At 43.0% G+C, this 20,069-nt stretch carries 22 protein-coding genes; all 22 read left to right on the top strand.

The features are described from left to right. Positions 1 to 127 precede the first annotated feature (127 nt). The 22 genes from O3605_RS00005 to O3605_RS00110 all read left to right on the top strand — a co-directional run bounded on the left by O3605_RS00005 (position 128) and on the right by O3605_RS00110 (position 19,967). Positions 128 to 772 carry a hypothetical protein gene (locus O3605_RS00005; RefSeq protein ID WP_371585003.1) on the top strand — a complete coding sequence of 215 codons (645 nt, stop codon included), beginning with the start codon at positions 128 to 130 and terminating at the stop codon, positions 770 to 772. Positions 773 to 885: 113 nt separating this feature from the next. Then, positions 886 to 1,530 carry a hypothetical protein gene (locus tag O3605_RS00010; RefSeq protein ID WP_195311364.1) on the top strand — a complete coding sequence of 215 codons (645 nt, stop codon included), beginning with the start codon at positions 886 to 888 and terminating at the stop codon, positions 1,528 to 1,530. 84 nt (positions 1,531 to 1,614) lie between these two features. After that, the gene (locus O3605_RS00015; RefSeq protein WP_003001664.1) at positions 1,615 to 2,109 is read left to right on the top strand and encodes a YkgJ family cysteine cluster protein; all 495 of its coding nucleotides are present in this window, start codon (positions 1,615 to 1,617) and stop codon (positions 2,107 to 2,109) included. Next, a complete protein-coding gene (pynA, locus tag O3605_RS00020) occupies positions 2,109 to 2,798 on the top strand; it encodes a pyrimidine 5'-nucleotidase PynA (protein WP_155198918.1) in 690 nt (229 codons plus the stop codon). Before O3605_RS00015 ends, pynA begins: the two co-directional genes overlap by 1 nt. 123 nt (positions 2,799 to 2,921) lie before the next feature. After that, positions 2,922 to 3,194, top strand: a complete 273-nt coding sequence (rpsP, locus tag O3605_RS00025; protein WP_003007475.1) for a 30S ribosomal protein S16 — start codon at positions 2,922 to 2,924, stop codon at positions 3,192 to 3,194. A gap of 20 nt (positions 3,195 to 3,214) precedes the next feature. Continuing rightward, entirely contained in the window at positions 3,215 to 3,454 is a 240-nt protein-coding gene (gene kphA / locus O3605_RS00030) for an RNA-binding protein KphA (protein WP_003001620.1), read from the top strand. A gap of 43 nt (positions 3,455 to 3,497) precedes the next feature. After that, positions 3,498 to 3,830 (top strand): MazG nucleotide pyrophosphohydrolase domain-containing protein, encoded by a 333-nt coding sequence (locus tag O3605_RS00035; protein WP_049507369.1) that lies wholly within the window; start codon positions 3,498 to 3,500, stop codon positions 3,828 to 3,830. Positions 3,831 to 3,904: 74 nt separating this feature from the next. Next, positions 3,905 to 4,693 carry an alpha/beta fold hydrolase gene (locus tag O3605_RS00040; protein WP_070505545.1) on the top strand — a complete coding sequence of 263 codons (789 nt, stop codon included), beginning with the start codon at positions 3,905 to 3,907 and terminating at the stop codon, positions 4,691 to 4,693. Positions 4,694 to 4,723: 30 nt separating this feature from the next. Beyond that, positions 4,724 to 5,242, top strand: a complete 519-nt coding sequence (gene rimM / locus O3605_RS00045; protein WP_014713408.1) for a ribosome maturation factor RimM — start codon at positions 4,724 to 4,726, stop codon at positions 5,240 to 5,242. Beyond that, positions 5,232 to 5,948 carry a tRNA (guanosine(37)-N1)-methyltransferase TrmD gene (gene trmD, locus O3605_RS00050; protein WP_003007469.1) on the top strand — a complete coding sequence of 239 codons (717 nt, stop codon included), beginning with the start codon at positions 5,232 to 5,234 and terminating at the stop codon, positions 5,946 to 5,948. Before rimM ends, trmD begins: the two co-directional genes overlap by 11 nt. A gap of 138 nt (positions 5,949 to 6,086) precedes the next feature. Beyond that, on the top strand, positions 6,087 to 8,408 hold the full coding sequence (locus tag O3605_RS00055) for a CAP domain-containing protein (RefSeq protein WP_371585009.1): 2,322 nt from the start codon (positions 6,087 to 6,089) through the stop codon (positions 8,406 to 8,408). A gap of 229 nt (positions 8,409 to 8,637) precedes the next feature. Beyond that, positions 8,638 to 9,381, top strand: a complete 744-nt coding sequence (locus tag O3605_RS00060; protein ID WP_371585011.1) for a DeoR/GlpR family DNA-binding transcription regulator — start codon at positions 8,638 to 8,640, stop codon at positions 9,379 to 9,381. After that, complete coding sequence (gene pfkB / locus O3605_RS00065; protein ID WP_003007464.1) at positions 9,378 to 10,289, top strand: 1-phosphofructokinase; 912 nt, start codon at positions 9,378 to 9,380, stop codon at positions 10,287 to 10,289. Before O3605_RS00060 ends, pfkB begins: the two co-directional genes overlap by 4 nt. Next, the gene (locus O3605_RS00070; RefSeq protein WP_371585013.1) at positions 10,286 to 12,253 is read left to right on the top strand and encodes a PTS fructose transporter subunit IIABC; all 1,968 of its coding nucleotides are present in this window, start codon (positions 10,286 to 10,288) and stop codon (positions 12,251 to 12,253) included. Before pfkB ends, O3605_RS00070 begins: the two co-directional genes overlap by 4 nt. 132 nt (positions 12,254 to 12,385) lie before the next feature. Then, on the top strand, positions 12,386 to 12,760 hold the full coding sequence (locus tag O3605_RS00075; RefSeq protein WP_003001888.1) for a DUF1149 family protein: 375 nt from the start codon (positions 12,386 to 12,388) through the stop codon (positions 12,758 to 12,760). Between the two features lie 3 nt (positions 12,761 to 12,763). Then, the gene (gene fakB / locus O3605_RS00080; RefSeq protein WP_371585015.1) at positions 12,764 to 13,612 is read left to right on the top strand and encodes a fatty acid kinase binding subunit FakB; all 849 of its coding nucleotides are present in this window, start codon (positions 12,764 to 12,766) and stop codon (positions 13,610 to 13,612) included. A gap of 10 nt (positions 13,613 to 13,622) precedes the next feature. Then, on the top strand, positions 13,623 to 14,390 hold the full coding sequence (dapB, locus tag O3605_RS00085; RefSeq protein ID WP_371585016.1) for a 4-hydroxy-tetrahydrodipicolinate reductase: 768 nt from the start codon (positions 13,623 to 13,625) through the stop codon (positions 14,388 to 14,390). Then, entirely contained in the window at positions 14,387 to 15,598 is a 1,212-nt protein-coding gene (locus O3605_RS00090) for a CCA tRNA nucleotidyltransferase (RefSeq protein WP_371585017.1), read from the top strand. The genes dapB and O3605_RS00090 overlap by 4 nt, the downstream gene beginning before the upstream one ends. Continuing rightward, a complete protein-coding gene (locus O3605_RS00095) occupies positions 15,595 to 17,463 on the top strand; it encodes an ABC-F family ATP-binding cassette domain-containing protein (protein ID WP_371585018.1) in 1,869 nt (622 codons plus the stop codon). The genes O3605_RS00090 and O3605_RS00095 overlap by 4 nt, the downstream gene beginning before the upstream one ends. 9 nt (positions 17,464 to 17,472) lie before the next feature. Beyond that, the gene (locus O3605_RS00100; protein WP_049474512.1) at positions 17,473 to 17,991 is read left to right on the top strand and encodes a hypothetical protein; all 519 of its coding nucleotides are present in this window, start codon (positions 17,473 to 17,475) and stop codon (positions 17,989 to 17,991) included. Between the two features lie 86 nt (positions 17,992 to 18,077). Then, on the top strand, positions 18,078 to 19,037 hold the full coding sequence (locus O3605_RS00105) for an ROK family glucokinase (RefSeq protein ID WP_021153285.1): 960 nt from the start codon (positions 18,078 to 18,080) through the stop codon (positions 19,035 to 19,037). Between the two features lie 90 nt (positions 19,038 to 19,127). Then, on the top strand, positions 19,128 to 19,967 hold the full coding sequence (locus tag O3605_RS00110) for a thymidylate synthase (protein WP_371585019.1): 840 nt from the start codon (positions 19,128 to 19,130) through the stop codon (positions 19,965 to 19,967). Positions 19,968 to 20,069 lie beyond the last annotated feature (102 nt).

The raw sequence follows: 20,069 nt of genomic DNA on the forward strand, positions 1-20,069 counted from the left end.
TTGTTTTAGGTTCAAAAGAAATAGACTGAATTAGAAAGGTTGGATCAGATGTGACACTTATCCTATTTTAAAATACCCACTTTCATGGTAGACTAGAGGAAAGAAAACGCTCTCAAGGAGGCTGAGCATGAAACACAAATTATGGGTCACATCACTGACGATTCTTTCTACCTGCACATTAATGGCTTGTAGTCACACCACTCAAAAGGACACAGCAGCTTCTTCTACAAAAGAAAGTAGCAGCAAAGTCGAAAAGCAAACAAGCAGCTCTTCGTCAAAGGATACTGCTTCTACAAAGAAAAACACTTCCAGTCAAGAAACCAAGCGGATTGGAAATGCAGATTATGGATACATCGATATCCCAAGTAAATGGTTCAAGTTCACGGATATCGATGGGACAGAAGCTGTCCAATATACAGATGGCAGTGGCTATAATATTGTCACCTTGAACAGCTTTACGCGGGAAAAGGCCAAAGTTCCTGCGGATATCGAGTTTAATGCTGAATTTCTAGCCAAGAAACTGGCCGTAATGTGGCAAGATAACCAAGATGTTGGGAAGATGACGGGAGCGCGGACTAAAGTCGCAGGTCTGGACGCCTACCAGCTTCAAATTGTCATGAAATCTGGTCAATACCTGATTACTTGGATCTTCCAGAAGGGTGATAAAGTGTATACTATTTCTTTTGAAGGGGATGCAGAAACCTTGAAAACCTTTATCCCATACATTGAAGACACTTGGAGTCTAGATGGAACAGGCGCTGTGACGGATTGATGAAGAGAGGCTAGAATCATTTCTAGTCTCTTTATGCTATAGAAATCGCACTTTCAAATCCTAGAAAATCATGGTAGACTAGAGGAAAGATAATACATCATTGAGGAGAGAACATGAAAAATAAGTTTCTACTCGCGTCTGTTACGTTTTTGTCTGTTGTCAGTCTGTTTGCTTGTACTAGTCCAAAGAAAGAGACTAGTAAATCAAAGGCAGCGTCTAGTTCCACTAATGTGGTGAAAGAGACTACAAAATCGAGTAGCAAGGTAGAGAAAGAAATATCAGATAGTGATAAGGGGACTGTAGAAACGAAACGAATCGGCTCAGCAGATTATGGTTACCTCAATATCCCAAGTGACTGGAAAAAGAATGATAGTATCCAAGTCGGGGATAATATTCAGTATACAGATAAAAACGCCTTCAATATTATTGTTTTAAATGCTGCCACTAGAGAAAAAGCAAATGTCCCCGAAGGAGTTGAATTTAATGCAGAGCTAATAGCTCAAAGGTTGGAGAGTAGGTGGAATGATTATAAAATTGTTGAGAAAATGACAAAATCTACGACGACTGTTGGAGGAAATGAGTCGCTTAAAATACATATATTTCTCAAGTCAGGTCTGCAGGTTGCTGGTTGGGTATTCCAAAAAGATGATAAGGTTTATTTGATTATTGTTGAAGGATTTGAGAAAACAATAACTCAATTTACTCCTTATGTCGAAAACACTTGGAGCTTAGATGGAACAGGCGCTGTGACGGATTAGTCAAGTGAGATAGATCGCAAGATCTATCTTTTTTCACGTTCTTTGTGGTATAATGCTTCTATTGTTTAAAAGAGGAAATAGAGGATGACACAGGAAATTGATATTGAAAAATACCATCAGTTAGCTCTCCAAAAGCAAAAGGAGCACCGCAAGGTATTGGCGAATCTCAAGAAGAAACCGCCTAAGAATTTAGATAAAATAGCGCAAGAAATCCACGATGAAGTTTTCCAAGAAATCGACTGTACGGCTTGTGCTAATTGCTGCAAGACCTTAGGGCCCGATTTTAAGGAAGCGGATATCACGCGGATTGCCAAGTATTTCAAGATGAAACTTCCTGCCTTTGAGGCTGAATTTCTTCAAGTTGACGAAGATGGGGACAAGGTTTTTAAATCCATGCCTTGTCCTTTTCTTGGTGGGGACAATCTCTGCTCCATCTATGATGTTCGTCCAAAAGCTTGTCGGGAATTCCCTCACACCGATCGCAAGAAGATTTATCAGATCAACCATCTGACCATCAAGAATACCCTCACTTGCCCAGCGGCTTATTTATTTGTAGAAAAATTGAAGGATCGTTTGTAATGGCGTATACATTTTTACTTTTTGATTTGGACCATACCTTGTTGGACTTTGAATCTGCTGAAGAAACAGCCTTGACGCAGATGTTAGAAGACATGAATTTTCCAGATGTACAGGCCTTTAAGGATTACTACAAACCCATGAACCAAGGGCTCTGGAAGGATTTGGAACAAAAGAAATTGACCAAGCAAGAGCTCGTGGATAGTCGGTTTGCGATTGGGTTTGCCCACTTTGGGATCACGGTTGATGGGGCTGAGATGGCTCTTCGCTACCAAGATTACATCAGTCTTCAAGGGCAGTCTTTCCCTGGTGCGGAGGACTTACTGGCCCGACTTGAAAAAGCGGGTTACCAGCTCTATGGTGCAACGAATGGAGTGACTGCCATTCAAGAAGGACGCTTGGCTCATTCTACAATCGCACCATATTTCAAAGAGGTCTTTATCTCTGAGCAGCTTCATACTCAGAAACCAGAACCTGCATTTTTTGACAAAGTTGGCCAACTGATTCCAGGTTTTAGCAAGGAAGAGACCCTCATGATCGGAGATTCTTTGACGGCGGATATCGCAGGGGGAAATGCTGCGGGGATTGATACCGTCTGGTATAACCCTGATCATAAGGAAAATACTAGCCAGGTAGTACCAACTTATACCGTTAGCAACTATCAAGAAATCGCAGATTTACTGATAAAATAAAAAATTTTAAATACTGTCAAGTTTTTTTCTTGACAGGTCTATAAAATGTGTTATAATAGATCATGTGCTAAATAGCTTGTCTATTTCACCGAAAATTAAAATATAGAAAAGAGACTTATAAAAATGGCAGTTAAAATTCGTTTGACTCGTATGGGTTCTAAGAAAAAACCTTACTACCGTATTAACGTAGCAGATTCACGTTCACCACGTGATGGACGTTTCATCGAAACAGTTGGAACTTACAATCCACTTGTTGAAGAAAACCAAGTAACTTTGAAAGAAGACCGCGTTCTTGCATGGTTGGCTGATGGAGCTCAACCTTCAGATACAGTTCGCAACATCCTTTCAAAAGCTGGTGTGATGAAGAAATTCCACGATTCTAAATTCTCAAAATAATTTTTTAAGTAGGTTGATGTATGGATACGATTGAAAATCTCATTATTGCAATTGTGAAACCCTTGATTTCACAACCGGATGCTTTAACCATCAAGATCGAAGATACTCCTGAATTCTTGGAGTACCATCTTGACCTTGATCCTAGCGATGTTGGTCGTGTAATCGGTCGAAAAGGTCGCACCATTTCTGCGATAAGAACGATTGTCTACTCTGTCCCAACTGAAGATAAAAAAGTAAGAATCGTTATTGACGAAAAATAAAAAGGCGGGACTTGGTCCCGTTTTTTTGTTGCAAGGAGAAGGAATGAAAGAAGTGACTATTCGGCAGTTACAAGCCTATTTACAAGAACATTACCAGAATACTCGGACAGAAGAAGGTTTGTTTATCAAGCTGGTTGAAGAGGTTGGCGAAGTAGCCGAGGTCTTAAATGGACGTTCTGGACGGAAAGCGGGTGTCCAAGATTCAAATGAGGAATTGGCTAAAGAACTAGCTGATATCATTCACTACACGGTCGCTATCGCGGCCATTAATGAAATCGACCTTACTAAAACTATCTTTGAAAAAGATAAAACAGCAGCCGTAAAATACCAGCACGAGCGGGATTTGGAGCAGTTTCTAGCAGATAAGTCCATTTGAGAAAATCTCTTGAACGTGATAAAATAAACGTAAGAATATTTAGTGAATTATTGTATAGAATGAGTGGTTTTGATATGAACCGATTTGAAGTAACTACAAAGATTGGTTGTCTCTCTGTTACTTATAAAAAAAGAAATAGAGTACTAGTCTGTTTAAATGGTGCTGGTTTGATACCAACTTATGAAAATTTTCTACCAATACTTGAAAAACTTCCTTCTTCAATGGGCTACCTTACAATTGATTTTCCAAATACAGGAAGGAGTTCGATTCATAACCAGGCAGGACTAAATTTTGACAGTCTGGTTGATACGGTATACGAAATTCTGAAAGGATTGGAAATTTCTGATTATATACTATGTGTTCATAGTTTAGGTGGTGTTTTGGCATTAAAGTTGATGAGTAAACCAATTAAGTGTCAAGCATTGATAGCACTTGAACCGACAACAAAAAATATAATGTTTGCTGATTTTTCCAAAAATCCTTATCCAGAAATGGAAGATCAAATGAGGATGATTGAAGAATGTGGGCCCGAAAATTATTTTAAGGGACTAACTCAAGCAACATTTGCCCCTGAAACTGATAGACTGATTTGGGAATTGATGGAAGCAAGGGGATTAGAGTTGGAAAAGCAAGTTCCTGGTTTTCAGATATCTGGAAATATTACTGCTGAAGATTTTGATAGTTTGTCCTTAGCAGATAATATTCCTATTTTCATATTTTGTCAGGCGTATAGAGAAAAAGAGTACAGAGATTCAGAATATTGGAGTACTAAAACAAAACTCATTCTAGGTGGAAATCACCACTATCTACAGTGGTCAGAGTCGGAAAAAATTGCAACTATTATTAGAGACTTGCAGAGATAAACTAATTATAAGAGGAATGTAAAGAATAAAATGAATTACTTTAATGTTGGGAAAATAGTCAATACCCAAGGCTTACAAGGAGAAATGCGGGTCTTGTCTGTGACAGACTTTGCGGAAGAACGTTTTAAAAAAGGAGCTGAGTTGGCTCTCTTTGATGAGAAGGATCGTTTTGTCCAGACGGTGACCATTGCTAGCCACCGCAAGCACAAGAACTTCGACATCATCAAGTTTAAGGATATGTACCATATCAATGCCATCGAAAAATTCAAAGGCTTTAGCCTCAAGGTTGCGGAAGAAGACTTGACAGATTTGGAGGATGGCGAGTTTTATTACCATGAGATCATCGGCCTTGATGTTTATGAAAATGACCAGCTAATCGGTCAGATCAAGGAAATCCTGCAACCAGGTGCCAATGACGTTTGGGTCGTGAAACGCAAAGGCAAACGCGACCTTCTCTTGCCTTATATCCCACCAGTGGTGCTCAATATCGATATCCCAGGAAACCGGGTGGATGTAGACATCTTAGAAGGGTTAGACGATGAAGATTGATATTTTAACCCTCTTTCCAGAAATGTTTTCTCCTTTGGAGCACTCGATTGTCGGAAAGGCCCGTGAAAAGGGACTTCTCGAGATCAACTACCATAATTTCCGTGAAAACGCGGAGAAAGCGCGCCATGTGGACGATGAACCCTATGGGGGCGGGCAAGGCATGCTTCTACGAGCGCAGCCGATCTTTGATGCCTTTGATGCCATTGAGAAAAAGAATCCGCGCGTGATCCTGCTAGATCCTGCTGGTCGGACCTTTGACCAAGCCTATGCAGAAGAATTGGCTCAGGAAGAGGAATTGATCTTTATCTGTGGCCACTATGAAGGCTACGACGAGCGGATCAAGACCTTGGTGACGGATGAGATTTCTCTTGGCGATTATGTTTTGACGGGTGGCGAGCTAGCGGCCATGACCATGATAGATGCGACGGTACGCTTGATTCCAGAAGTGATTGGAAAAGAGTCCAGCCACCAGGATGACAGTTTCTCCTCTGGCCTTCTAGAATATCCTCAATACACACGGCCTTATGAATACAGAGGGATGACGGTTCCCGATGTCCTCATGAGTGGTCACCATGAAAATATCCGTCAATGGCGCCTCTATCAGAGTTTGAAAAAGACCTTAGAACGTCGGCCAGACTTGCTAGAAAACTATGAGTTGACAGCAGAAGAAGAGAAGATGTTGGAACAAATTAAACAAGAAGACTAACAGCGTCAGCTGTTTTTCTTTTGCCTCAAAAATTTATGAAAAAAACTTTTTAAACCTACTAGTTATTGGTAACAAAATGTGGTATGCTAAGGGGTAGAGAAACTTCAAGAAAATGATTAAGTTTTGGGGGTGAGTTTAATGGGAAAGAAATTAGGAAAATCGGTTTTCACGACAGGGATTGCTGCAACAACAGTCCTATCTGGTATGTTTCATCACAAGGCAAATGCCGAAGAGGTCAAGCAAAATGAAAATCCAGAAACCAACAGCACGGAAGTAGTCGAGAAACCAATTACAGTTGATGAGTTGAAGCAAATTACTGCTCAAAAAGGCCAAGTGGTGAAAGATGTCCACTACCAAGAGCAAAAAGTGATCGATGCTCAAACGGAAGTCAAGGTTGCTGGACAAGAACTGGAAGAAAAGAAAGCAGAAGTGACGGATGCGGAAAACCTCATCGCAACGACTTCGGATGCCCAAGTTCAGAATGCAGAAAATGACGTCAAGGTGGCTCAAGCCTATGTGACTATCGAAGAAAATAAGGTTCGAGAAGCAGAAGCTGCCCATGACCAAGTCGTAGAGGCTGTTCGTCAACAGGAAAATCAAGTTACGGCTCAGGAATCTTTGGTCGATGTAGCACAAAATGAATTGAACCAAGCCAAGGCACCGATTTCAAATGATGAGAATGTGCTAAACCAGGCCTTGTTGGAGCAAAGCCAAGTCGAGCAAAGTATTCGAGAATCTCAGAATTACCTTGCGACCTTGCAAGCGAGTCAGCAAACTGGTTCAGATACAGTGGCTCAAATTGAGAACGACATCCAACTGGCTCAAACGCGTCTGACAGATTTGAAAGCGGTCATCGCTACCAAGGAAGCAGAATTGGCAGCCTTAGAACAAGCAGCGGCCAATAGCCCAGTTCAGTTAAGTCAAGCAACCTATGAAGGTTACTTGCAACACCTAGCTGACAATGGCAATGAAGCTGCAGCGAGTGCTTTAGCCCTCTACAAGCGTGGTCGCGAAGAAGACGGCTTGACAGTTGGAGAGTCTGGCTCTTTGCAAGCTAACCTCCGAGCTCTTGAAATTGCGGATGCCATCAATAGCTATCGTCGCAATGCCGGTCTGCCTGAATTGGAGCTGGATCCTTATTCCCTTCCTGCCAGTCAAGTACAGTTGGAATACTTCAAGAAAGCCAACTGGCATATGTTTAAGTATTTGCCAAATGAGAACATTGCTTATGGCTTCTCACCTGCTGGTGCGGTTGACTTTTGGTACAATGAAAAAGCGGCTTATCAAGAAGTTGCAGCTCAATATGGTCTACCAACAGACGAAACTCAAATTGATGCCAATGACATTTATATGAAAATTGGGGCTGAGGCCTTTGCTAAGGTTGGTCACTACCTCCAAATGGTAGACAACAAAGCGACAGCTTTATCAGTTGCTTATGACCCTAGCAATGCCATGTCAGAAGCAGCTTTCTTACACAGCCCGGTCCATTCAGCAGTGTCAACCAGTGCACTCGCTTACCAATTGCGTCAGGGAGCTGGCGCAACGACGACAAGATCAGATGTGAAAGCAAAATCTGATGAAGTCGCTAATCTCAAGTTAGACAAGGCCAATCAAGAGTCTCAAATCATTATCTTGCAAGGCAAATTAGAAGATGCCCGCCATGCTAATTCGAATGTAGCAGTAGAAATGGCCAATGTCCAAAAGACCATCCAAAATTACAAGATTCTTCTGGTCAGCAAGGACCATGCGGTTGAAAAGGCGAAGGCGACTCTGGATGTATCTCGAGGTCGGATTGAAGCAGCTATCCAACCAAAAGAAGCGGCACTTCAAAAAGCGAAAGATTTGTTAGCGGCTGCGCGTGAGAAATTAGATGGTTTAAAAGCGGAAGAAGCAGAAAAAGCCCAAGTCGTTCAAGAAGCGCATGAAGGCTTGAAAGCAGCTCAAGAGCGCTTGGTTGCTGCTGAAAAACGTCTTTCTGACTTTAAAAATGCTCCAGAATTATTGGTCAAAGCCCAATCCGTTTTATCAGCTGCGGTGGCTAATTTAGAGAATAAAAAAGAAAAATTGGAAGCAGAATTCACAACCCTTCAATCTTATCAAAGTGTCGTGGAACTGTTGAATTCCCAATATGAAGATCTAGCGTCACGGATGGATCCAACTATTTTAGAAGCAGCAGATATGCCAATGGATATCCGCTCAAGCAATCCAACAACTTTCTCGGATAGACCAACGGTTCTTCCAACAACTACTAATAGTCCACAAGTGCAAGCACCAACAGCTACTCCGGGGCCAAAACAAGAAGCTAAAGTAGAAGAAATCAAACCGAAAAAAGAAAACAGCCAAGCTGTGGCTGGATCTGATTCCTCCAAATATGCAGCAGCAACAACAGGTGTTGCCGTTGGGCTTCTTGCTGGATTGTTTGGTTTCAAGAAAAAGAAACAATCTTCAAAAAATGATTAAGACATACCGAAGATAGAGTGGATGCTTAGGCACTTTATTGCTTAAACTCTTCAAAGAAGATTGATGAGAGTGGGAAAAGAACTCGCTTAACAAAATGAGTTCTGTCCTGCTCTTTTTTTGTACACTTTTAGAATTCTTGAAAGAAAATGACAGAAAATGATAAAAAGTGTTGACATTTTTTGAAGATGGAGTATAATAGTCCCTGTAATCGATTGCAAAAGGAGGAGAAATGCTTAAGTCGGAACGAAAACAATTCATCCTCGAGAAGGTACTGAAGGAAAAGTTTGTTTCCTTAGAAACCCTTGTAAAAGAGCTGGGGACGTCTGAATCAACGGTTCGACGTGACTTGGATGAATTAGAAGCTGAAAGTAAACTTCGCCGGGTTCACGGCGGTGCGGAAAGCCTGCATTTTCTTCAAGAGGAAGAAAGCAATAAAGAAAAATCTATCAAAAACATTCAAGTTAAGTCAAAAATCGCGGTAAAAGCGGCAGAATTGATCAAAGATCATGACGTGATCTTTATCGATGCCGGGACGACCAATGAACTTTTGGTACAAGAAATTGTCAATCCAACGGTAACCGTGGTGACCAACTCGATTCACCATGCGACCAAGTTGGTCGAGCGAAATGTTCCGACGGTCATCATCGGTGGGAAGGTAAAATCTTCTACAGATGCTAGTATCGGAGGGATTGCGCTCAATCAGATCGGTCAGTTGAACTTTGACAAGGCCTTTCTTGGAATGAATGGAATCGATGATGAATTTTACAGCACTCCAGACCTGGAAGAAGGATCTGTCAAGCGTGCGATTATCGAAAATGCGAAAAAGACCTATATCCTAGCGGATGATTCGAAAATTGGGGTGACATCCTTTGTCAAAGTGGCTCCGATCAAGCGAGCCATGATTATCACCAATCAATGTGAACCGCAACGATTAAAGGTTTTAAAAGAAAAAACGGAGGTTATAGAGGTTTGATTTATACAGTAACACTGAATCCAGCAATTGACTATATTGTCCGTCTCGATCATGTAGAGACCGGTGCAGTCAATCGGATGGCTTCAGAAGATAAATTTGCCGGTGGTAAGGGAATCAATGTCAGTCGTGTCTTGAAACGTCTCGATATCGAGAACACAGCGACTGGATTTATCGGTGGTTTCACAGGACGCTTCATTGAAGACGTACTGACCAGTGAAGCTATTTCAACCAACTTTGTGACAGTGGACCAAGATACACGGATCAATGTCAAGATCAAAGCGGATGAGGAAACAGAGATCAATGGGAATGGCCCAGAAGTGACGGAAGCTCAGTTGCAAGAATTGCTCAACATCTTATCGAGCTTAACAGCAGATGATGTGGTAGTCTTTGCAGGATCTGCCCCATCTTCACTTGGAAATACCGTTTACAAACAATTGATCGCAGCAACTCGTGCGACAGGTGCGCAAGTCATTTGTGACTTTGAAGGGCAAACCTTGATTGATTCCTTGGAGTTCAATCCCCAATTGGTCAAACCAAACAACCATGAGTTGGGAGATATTTTTGGCGTTACCTTGACGGAATTGCCAGAAATTGAACGCTATGCCAAAGAAATTTTGGCAAAAGGAGCACAAAACGTCATTATTTCCATGGCGGGTGATGGTGCTCTCCTTGTCAGTCCAAGCGGCACTTACTTCGCAAAACCAATCAAGGGTCAAGTGAAGAATTCTGTCGGGGCTGGAGATTCCATGGTAGCAGGCTTCACTGGGAAGCTCGCAACGACGGGAGATGTCATCGAAGCCTTCAAATGGGGCGTGGCTTGTGGAACAGCGACCACCTTCTCAGATGATTTGGCAACAGCTGACTATATAAAAGAAACTTATGAAAAAGTAGAGGTAGAAAAACTATGAAAATTCAAGACGTTTTAAATAAAAACGTGATGTTGTTTGACCTTCAGGCAACAGATAAAGAGGGCGTAATCAATGAGATGGTTCAATCGCTCGTTGACAATGGTGTGGTGACAGATTTTGACACCTTCAAGGCTGGAATCATGAACCGTGAAGCACAGACTTCAACTGGTTTGGGTGACGGAATTGCCATGCCCCACAGCAAAAATGAAGCAGTCAAAGAAGCAACAGTCTTGTTTGCAAAATCAAACAAGGGTGTGGACTATGCATCACTTGATGGACAAACAACAGACTTGTTCTTCATGATCGCAGCTCCAGAAGGAGCAAATGACACTCACTTGGCAGCCCTTGCTGAATTGTCTAAGTACTTGATGAAACCAGGATTTGCGGACAAACTTCGCCAAGCAAGCACTCCTGATCAAGTGATCGCTGCCTTTGATGCAGAAGAGAAAGAAGCTGTAGCTGAAGAAGCGAAAAAAGCAGAAGCAGTCAAAGAAGCAGCATCATCTGACAAACCTCTCATCGTTGCTGTTACAGCATGTACAACTGGTATCGCCCACACTTATATGGCAGAAGAAGCCCTTATCAAAAAAGGTGAAGAAATGGGTGTTACGGTCCGCGTTGAAACCAACGGTGCATCTGGTGTCGGCAACCGCTTGACAGCTGAAGAAATCGCCAAAGCTGAAGGGGTCATCATTGCAGCGGATAAAGCAGTTGAAACCGCTCGTTTCGATGGCAAAAAATTGATCTCTAAACCAGTCGCAGCTGGTATCCGTCAGACAGAAGAATTGATCCAAACCATTTTGGATGGCAAAGCAGATGTCTTCCACGCTGAAAATGCTGCCCAAGCTAGCGCTAGCCAAGAAAAATTGAGCTTGGGTGGAGCCTTCTATAAACACCTGATGAGTGGGGTTTCTCAAATGCTTCCATTCGTTATCGGTGGTGGTATCTTGATCGCCCTTGCCTTCTTGATTGACCAAGTTCTTGGTGTGCCTCAAGATCAATTGTCTAGTCTTGGTTCTTATCATGTATTAGCAGCACAATTTAAAACAATTGGTGGAGTAGCCTTTGGCTTCATGCTTCCTGTACTTGCAGGTTACATTGGATTCTCAATCGCTGAAAAACCTGGTTTTGTAGCAGGGTTTATCGCTGGATCTATTGCTAGCTCAGGGTCAGCATTTGGAAATATCGCCTACGGTGCTGCTAAAGGTGAATTACCAGCAGCAGTATCATCTGGTTTCCTTGGTGCCTTAGTTGGTGGTTTCCTAGCAGGTGGAGTGATTCTAGTTCTTCGTAAAGCTCTTGCAGGTCTTCCACGTTCTCTTGATGGTATCCGTTCAATCCTTCTCTTGCCATTGCTTGGTGTTGGTTTGACAGGATTCTTGATGTTCCTCATCAATATTCCAATGGCTGCTATCAATACTGGTCTTAACAACTTTCTTTCAAGCTTGTCAGGTAGCTCAGCTGTCCTTCTTGGACTTCTCGTAGGCGGTATGATGGCTGTCGATATGGGTGGACCAGTTAACAAAGCTGCTTATGTCTTCGCTACAGGTACACTTGCTGAATCTGTTGCTTCAGGTGGTTCTATTGTTATGGCGGCCGTTATGGCAGCTGGTATGGTTCCTCCATTGGCAGTATTCGTAGCAACTGTATTGTTTAAAGATAAATTCACACAAGAAGAACGCGATTCAGGTTTGACAAACATTGTCATGGGTCTTTCCTTCATCACAGAAGGTGCCATTCCATTCGGTGCAGCTGACCCAGCTCGTGCCATCCCTAGCTTCATTGCAGGTTCAGCATTGACAGGTGCCCTTGTTGGTCTTGCAGGCTTGAAACTTATGGCTCCTCACGGAGGAATCTTCGTTATCGCCCTAACATCAAATCCACTTCTTTACATCTTGTTCGTATTGATTGGTGCAGTCGTAAGTGGTATCTTGTTCGGATTGCTTCGCAAACCTAAAAACTAAATATGATTAAAAGGTTGGGAATTCGCCAGCCTTTTCTTCTTGTGCTAGCGAAAAAAACACCTCATTCGGCGTTGGTATCTTGAGCTGAATTATGATATAATAAGCCTATCGCATATTTTTAGGAGAATAAAAATGGATATTCAACGTGAAAAAGAATTTGTCAGCCAATACCACTATGACGCTCGTAATTTTGAGTGGGAAAAAGAAAATGGCATCCCTGAAACAAAAGTAGATGTAAACTTTCAATTGATCAATCGTGATCAAGAACAAAACACGACTTCTTTGATTGTCATCTTGAGCTACATGATCGTTTTTGATGGGTTTGTGATCAGTGGAACCATCACTCAAATCAACCACTTATTTGGTCGTTATGTCAATGAACCAAGTGAATTCAGCAAAGACGAAGTGGAAGAATTGGCTCGCCCTTGCTTGAATATGCTCAACCGTTTGACTTATGAAGTCACAGAAATTGCCCTTGATTTACCGGGTATTAATTTGGAGTTTTAATCAATGAAATTAGCAGTGATCACGGATTCGTCTGCCTATTTACCGCAAGACGTGCTTCATCACGACGACTTATTTATTTTAGAGATACCGATCTATATCGACGGGGAGTCTTATGTTGAAGGGAAGAACCTGACACACGATGAGTTCTACCAAAAGATGGCTGCGTCTAAGGAATTGCCAAAGACTAGCCAGCCGAGTGTTGCAGAGTTAGAAGAAGTCTTATCTGGTTTGACAGCTAAGGGCTATACGCATGCTATCGGTCTTTTCTTGTCATCTGGTATTTCTGGTTTCTACCAAAATATCCAATATTTGAAGGACGAATTTGAAGGCTTGACCGTCGAATTTCCGGACTCAAAAATCACTAGTTTTCCTCTAGGAATGATGGCAGAAGACTGCTTGAAATGGGCTGGTGAAGGCCGTTCCTTTGATGAGATTGTTGCCAATGTTCAACACCAGATTGATGGAACCTCTGCCTATATCATGGTGGATGATTTGAACCATTTGGTTAAAGGTGGTCGTCTGTCAAATGGGGCTGCTATTCTTGGAAACCTCTTGAGCATCAAGCCTATTCTTCATTTTAATGATGAAGGCGTGATTGAGGTCTTTGAGAAAGTCCGGACGGAAAAGAAAGCCATGAAACGCTTGGTAGAGATTGTTGTCTCAGATATCGCAGATGGTCATTACCAAGTCTTTATCATCCATGCCAATGTTCTTGAAAAAGCAGAGGCGCTACGCCAACTGCTCATTGAAGAAGGAGTGGAAGGTGATATTCCTTTTGCTACCTTTGGAGGGGTGATTGGGACGCACTTAGGTGACCATAGCTTAGCAGTTGGGTATATCCCTATCGTTTAAGGAGAATTCTATGTCCATTAAAGTCATTATCGCAGGTTTCAAGGGAAGAATGGGACAAGCAGCCTACAAGATGGTTTCTGAAGATCCTGAGTTGGAATTAGCTGGCTTGATCGATCCATTTACTGATGAGACAGAGGTTGCAGGAGTCCCTGTCTTTAACTGCAAAGAAGATCTTGTGGGGCTAGAGGCAGATGTTTGGGTCGACTTTACCATGCCCAAGGTCGCTTACGAGAATACTCGCTTTGCAATTGAGAATGGCTTTGCGCCTGTTGTGGGAACGACTGGATTCACTCCCGAGCAGATCCAAGAATTGATAGACTTTTCACGTGAAAAGGGCTTGGGTGGTTTGATCGCGCCGAACTTTGCCATCGGAGCCGTGCTCTTGATGCAATTTGCAGCGCAAGCAGCCAAGTATTTCCCGAATATGGAAATCATCGAATTGCACCACGATAAGAAAAAAGATGCACCGAGTGGAACAGCAATTAAGACAGCTGAGTTGATCTCTGAGAAACGCGAGAAGATCCAGCAAGGTGCAGCAGATGAAGAAGAGTTGATGCCTGGAGCAAGAGGAGCAGAGTTTGAAGGGATGCGCATCCATTCAGTTCGATTGCCTGGCTTAGTCGCTCACCAAGAGGTGATTTTTGGTAGCCAAGGCGAAGGGTTGACTCTCCGTCATGATTCCTACGATCGTGTTTCCTTCATGACAGGAGTAAATCTAGGAATTAAAGAAGTTGTCAAGCGTCATGAGCTTGTCTATGGTTTGGAACACTTACTATGAGATTAGAAAAGATGCCTTCTGAGTTTCAGGAGGCTTTACCAATATTAGAGAAGATTAAAGCAGCTGGTTTTGAGGCCTATTTTGTCGGGGGATCTGTTCGAGATGCCCTCTTGGATCGTCCAATTCACGATGTCGATATCGCTTCCTCCTCATACCCAGAAGAGACCAAGGCGATTTTTGATCGCACAGTAGATGTCGGTATCGAACATGGGACCGTCTTGGTCCTTGAAAATGGTCAAGAATATGAAATTACGACCTTCCGGACAGAGGATGTCTATGTAGATTATCGTCGTCCGAGCTCCGTGTCTTTTGTGCGCTCACTAGAAGAAGACCTCAAGCGTCGTGATTTTACGGTCAATGCCTTTGCCTTAAATGAAAAAGGAGAGATTGTTGACCTCTTTCATGGACTAGAAGATTTAGAAAACAAGGTCCTTCGGGCGGTTGGCCTTCCTCACGAACGGTTTAACGAAGATGCACTCCGGATCATGCGAGGCTTTCGCTTTCAAGCCAGTCTCGGCTTTGAATTAGAAGAGGCAACCTTTGATGCCATGAAGGAGTGTGCTCCCTTACTAGAGAAGATTTCAGTAGAACGCACCTTCATCGAATTTGATAAGCTCTTGCTTTCTCCATACTGGAGACAGGGCTTGGAAGCTATGCTGGCCAGTGGAGCCTATCACTATTTGCCAGAGATGAAGGATCGTAAAGAAGCGATCGAGCGTTTGTTTGACATAGAGCTGGAATATACCTTTTCAACTTCTGAGCAAGCCTGGGCAGCTCTGGTCTTGGCACTAGAGATTCAAGATATTCCAAAATTCTTTAAGAAATGGAAGACCTCTAGAGACTTTGCCAAGACGGTGGAGCAGATCGTGGAGATTCTAAAGCTCCGAGAAAATGGAAGTCTAGACAAGCGTGCATGTTACAAGTATGAGAAGCGTTTGTTGCTAGTGGCTGAAGAGCTCCGTGAAGCGTATGCCTTGAGTGTGGATTATTTGGCCATTGAGCGTGTCTATGATAGCTTGACCATTCATGATAAGCATGAAGTCGTGGTTAATGGCGGTATGCTGATCAAAGACTACGGCTTTCAACCAGGTCCAGCCTTAGGAGACATTTTGACAAAGATCGAATATGCCATTGTCGATGGGGAACTGGCCAATGAAAAAGAGGCCATCATCGCCTATATCCAACAAGCAAAAGAGGAGGAAAAATGAGCGATTTTATTGTCGATAAATTAACCAAATCTGTCGGAGATAAGACCGTCTTTCGTGAGATTTCCTTTATCATTCACGACTTGGATCGGATCGGATTGATCGGGGTCAATGGGACTGGAAAAACCACGCTGTTGGATGTGTTGTCAGGTCGCTCTGGCTTTGATGGAGATGTGAGTCCTTTTTCTGCCAAGAGTGATTATACAATTGGCTACTTGACGCAGGAACCTGATTTTGATGATCAAAAGACAGTTCTGGATACGGTGCTATCTAGTGATTTGCGTGAAATGCAGCTCATTCGCGACTATGAGTTCTTGATGGCGGATTACCGAGAAGAGAACCAAGCACGTCTTGAAAAGGTCATGGCGGAGATGGATTCGCTCAATGCTTGGGAAATCGAGAGTCAGGTCAAGACAGTCCTTTCAAAGCTTGGGATTGAAGACCTGAATGCCAAAGTTGGGGATCTATCTGGGGGCTTGCGTCGTCGGGTGCAATTGGCACAGGTTTTGCTGTCTCATCACGACCTGCTCTTACTAGATGAGCCGACCAACCACCTAGACATTGATACCATCGAATGGTTGACCAATTTCTTGAAGAACTCTAAGAAAACCGTGCTCTTCATTACTCACGATCGCTATTTCTTGGATAATATCTCGACGCGGATCTTTGAGTTGGATCGAGGTGGATTGATCGAGTATCAGGGCAACTACCAGGATTATGTCCGCTTAAAGGCTGAGCAAGACGAGCGTGATGCAGCACTTCTTCATAAGAAGCAGCAACTCTATAAGCAGGAGTTGACCTGGATGCGGCGTCAACCTCAGGCGCGTGCGACCAAGCAACAGGCGCGGATCAATCGATTCCATGATCTCAAGCAAGACTTGTCTGGTCAAAGCAACCAGACGGATTTGGAGATGAACTTTGAGACCAGTCGGATCGGAAAGAAAGTCATTGAGTTTAAAGATGTGAGTTTTGCTTTTGAAAACAAACTGATTTTACAGGACTTTAACCTCTTGGTGCAGAATAAGGATCGCATTGGGATCGTTGGGGATAATGGCGTCGGCAAGTCCACCCTACTCAATCTGATCGCTGAGCGACTGCAGCCTCAGTCAGGTCAAGTCATTATCGGGGAAACCGTGCGGGTGGCTTATTTCTCTCAACAGATTGATGGCTTGGATGAGAGCAAGCGCGTGATCAATTTCTTGCAAGAAGTGGCTGAGGAAGTCAAGACGACTGTCGGAACAACTTCGATAGCTGATCTCTTGGAGCAATTCCTCTTCCCACGTTCTATGCACGGGACCCTGATCGAAAAACTCTCTGGTGGGGAGAAGAAGCGGCTCTTTCTCTTGAAACTCTTGATTGAAAAACCTAATGTGCTTCTCCTCGATGAGCCGACCAATGACTTGGATATCGCTACCTTGACGGTTTTGGAAAACTTCCTTCAAAACTTTGGAGGGCCCGTCATTACCGTCAGCCACGACCGTTATTTCCTAGACAAGGTGGCAAGTAAGATCCTGGCATTTGAAAATGGGGGAATTCGTGAGTTCTTTGGCAATTATACCGATTACCTGGATGAAAAAGCCTTTGAAGCAGCTCAAGTAACGGCCAGTCACAAGGTTGAAAAAGAGAAACCTGTCAAGCCCAAAGAAGAGAAGAAGCGCATGAGCTACATGGAAAAGCAAGAGTGGGCGAGCATTGAAGCAGATATCGAAGCCATTGAAAATCGGATTGCAGAGATTGAAGTGGAGATGAATGAAAACGGCTCTGACTTTGGCAAATTGTCAGCCCTTCAAAAAGAACTGGATCAGGAAAATGAGCGACTACTTGAGAAGTACGATCGCTATGAATACCTGAGCGAATTAGATGAATAAGGAGGCCCTATGAATCAATTGAACCGGATATCCCTTGGGATTTCAGCTACTATTTTTACCATTATCGGTATCGTCTTGTTTATCAATCCGATTGAGCACATCGGCTCATTTAGCTGGTTGATTTCCTGTGGCTTCTTTTTAATTTCCCTTTCGCGCTTTTCACGCTATTATAGATTGCGCCAAGCTGGTATCATTCAGCAGCAACAGCTCTTTCACAGTATGGTCGCCTTGGTTTTTGCGGTCTACTTACTGCTTTATGGCTACAAGACTTTGCCGATTGTCTTTCCAGTCACTTTAGGAATTTGGCTGATCTATCGTTCGATTTTGAACTTCCGAAAAGCCAATTTCTACTCGAGGAAGGTTGAGGAACTGTCCAAGCGTTATATTTTCTTTGCCTTGCTACAGCTCTTCATAGGTTTATTCTTAATCGTTAGCCCACTCTCGATAAGTGTCTTTCTTTTAAATATTATTGGCTTGATTTTCCTCATTTTAGGATTGCAATCCTTTAGTCTCTTGTTAAAAAGTTAAGAAAAGTTACGTGCAAACCTTTGCGTTTGATAAAAAGTCTGATATAATAGAACTGTAAGTGTTTACAAGTTTGAAAGGAGTTACAGATGTCTAAAAAAATTATTGGGATTGACCTTGGAGGAACTTCAATTAAGTTTGCCATCCTTACTTTGGATGGGGAAGTTCAAGAAAAATGGTCTATTAAAACAAATATCTTGGATGAAGGTAGCCATATCGTAGATGATATGATCGAATCCATCGCGCATCGTTTGAAGATGCTTGAGCTTGATGCTTCTGAGTTCCAAGGAATTGGAATGGGTTCACCTGGTGTTGTTGACCGTGAAAAAGGTACCGTTATCGGTGCCTACAACTTGAACTGGAAGACCCTTCAACCAGTCAAAGAAAAGATCGAAAGTGCCCTCCATATTCCATTCTTTATCGATAATGATGCCAACGTTGCTGCTTTGGGTGAACGTTGGAAAGGGGCTGGTGAAAACCAACCAGATGTCGTATTCATGACACTTGGTACAGGTGTCGGCGGTGGGATCGTCGCTGAAGGTCGTCTCTTGCACGGTGTACGTGGAGCTGCTGGAGAACTTGGTCACATCACGGTTGACTTTGATGATCCAATCCAATGTACCTGTGGTAAGAAAGGTTGTCTTGAAACGGTTGCGTCAGCAACAGGGATCGTCAACTTGACTCGTCGTTACGCCGATGAGTACGAAGGGGACTCTCAATTGAAAGTCTTGATCGACAACGGAGAAGAAGTAACGGCTAAAACGGTCTTTGACCTGGCAAAAGAAGGCGATGCTCTTGCTTTGATCGTCTACAAGAACTTCTCACGTTACCTTGGACTTGCTGCTGCTAACATTGGTTCAACCTTGAACCCATCTAAGATCGTTATCGGTGGTGGGGTTTCTGCTGCTGGAGACTTCCTCTTGGATGGTGTGCGCAAGGTCTTTGAAGAAAACTCATTCCCACAAGTGCGTGAATCTACTCAATTGGCACTTGCTACTTTGGGAAATGACGCCGGTGTTATCGGTGCTGCATCCCTTGTATTACAATAAGATGAAATGGAGATCTGGCTCGTGCTGGGATCTCCTTTTTTTCTGTCTCCTGTGATATAATGAAGACAAAACTGGATTCAAGGAGAGTATATGACAAAAGCAGATACAATTTTTAAAGAAAGCATTCGAAAGATCATGGAAGAAGGGGTCTGGTCAGAGCAGGCGCGCCCTAAGTACAAGGATGGTAGAACGGCCAATTCCAAGTACATCACGGGAGCCTTTATGGAATTCGACCTCGCAAAAGGCGAGTTTCCTATCACCACCCTTCGTCCCATCGCGATTAAATCAGCTATCAAAGAAATGCTCTGGATCTACCAGGATCAATCGAATAGCTTAGACCTTTTAGAAGACAAGTACAATGTCCACTACTGGAATGACTGGGAAGTGGGAGATAGCCGGACAATCGGTCAGCGCTATGGAGCTGTCGTCAAAAAGCATGACATTACGAATAAAATCCTCAACCAATTAGAAGCCAATCCTTGGAATCGCCGCAATATCATCTCGCTCTGGGATTATGATGCTTTTGAGGAGACCGACGGACTCTTGCCATGTGCTTTTCAGACCATGTTTGACGTGCGTCGCGTAGAAGGAGAGATCTATCTAGATGCAACTCTGACCCAGCGTTCTAATGATATGTTGGTAGCCCACCATATTAATGCCATGCAATATGTAGCCCTTCAGATGATGATTGCCAAACACTTTGGTTGGAAGGTAGGGAAGTTCTTTTATTTCATTAACAACCTTCATATCTATGACAACCAATTTGAACAAGCAGAAGAATTACTCCGTCGCGAGCCCTCTGATTGCCAACCGCACTTGGTCTTGAACGTGCCAGACGGAACCAATTTCTTTGATATCAAACCAGAAGATTTTGAACTGGTCGATTATGATCCAGTGAAGCCACAGTTGAAGTTTGATCTTGCGATTTAGTGATAAATCAAGGTTTTTTGATGCCCTGATCTATGGGTGAAATCCTTTCAGAATTAAAACAATTTTAGCTAAAAATTTTTACTCATTTTTGAGTCAAAACAT

Source organism: Streptococcus sp. 27098_8_99 (assembly GCF_041431935.1).
In the GTDB taxonomy this organism is placed as follows: domain Bacteria; phylum Bacillota; class Bacilli; order Lactobacillales; family Streptococcaceae; genus Streptococcus; species Streptococcus parasanguinis_D.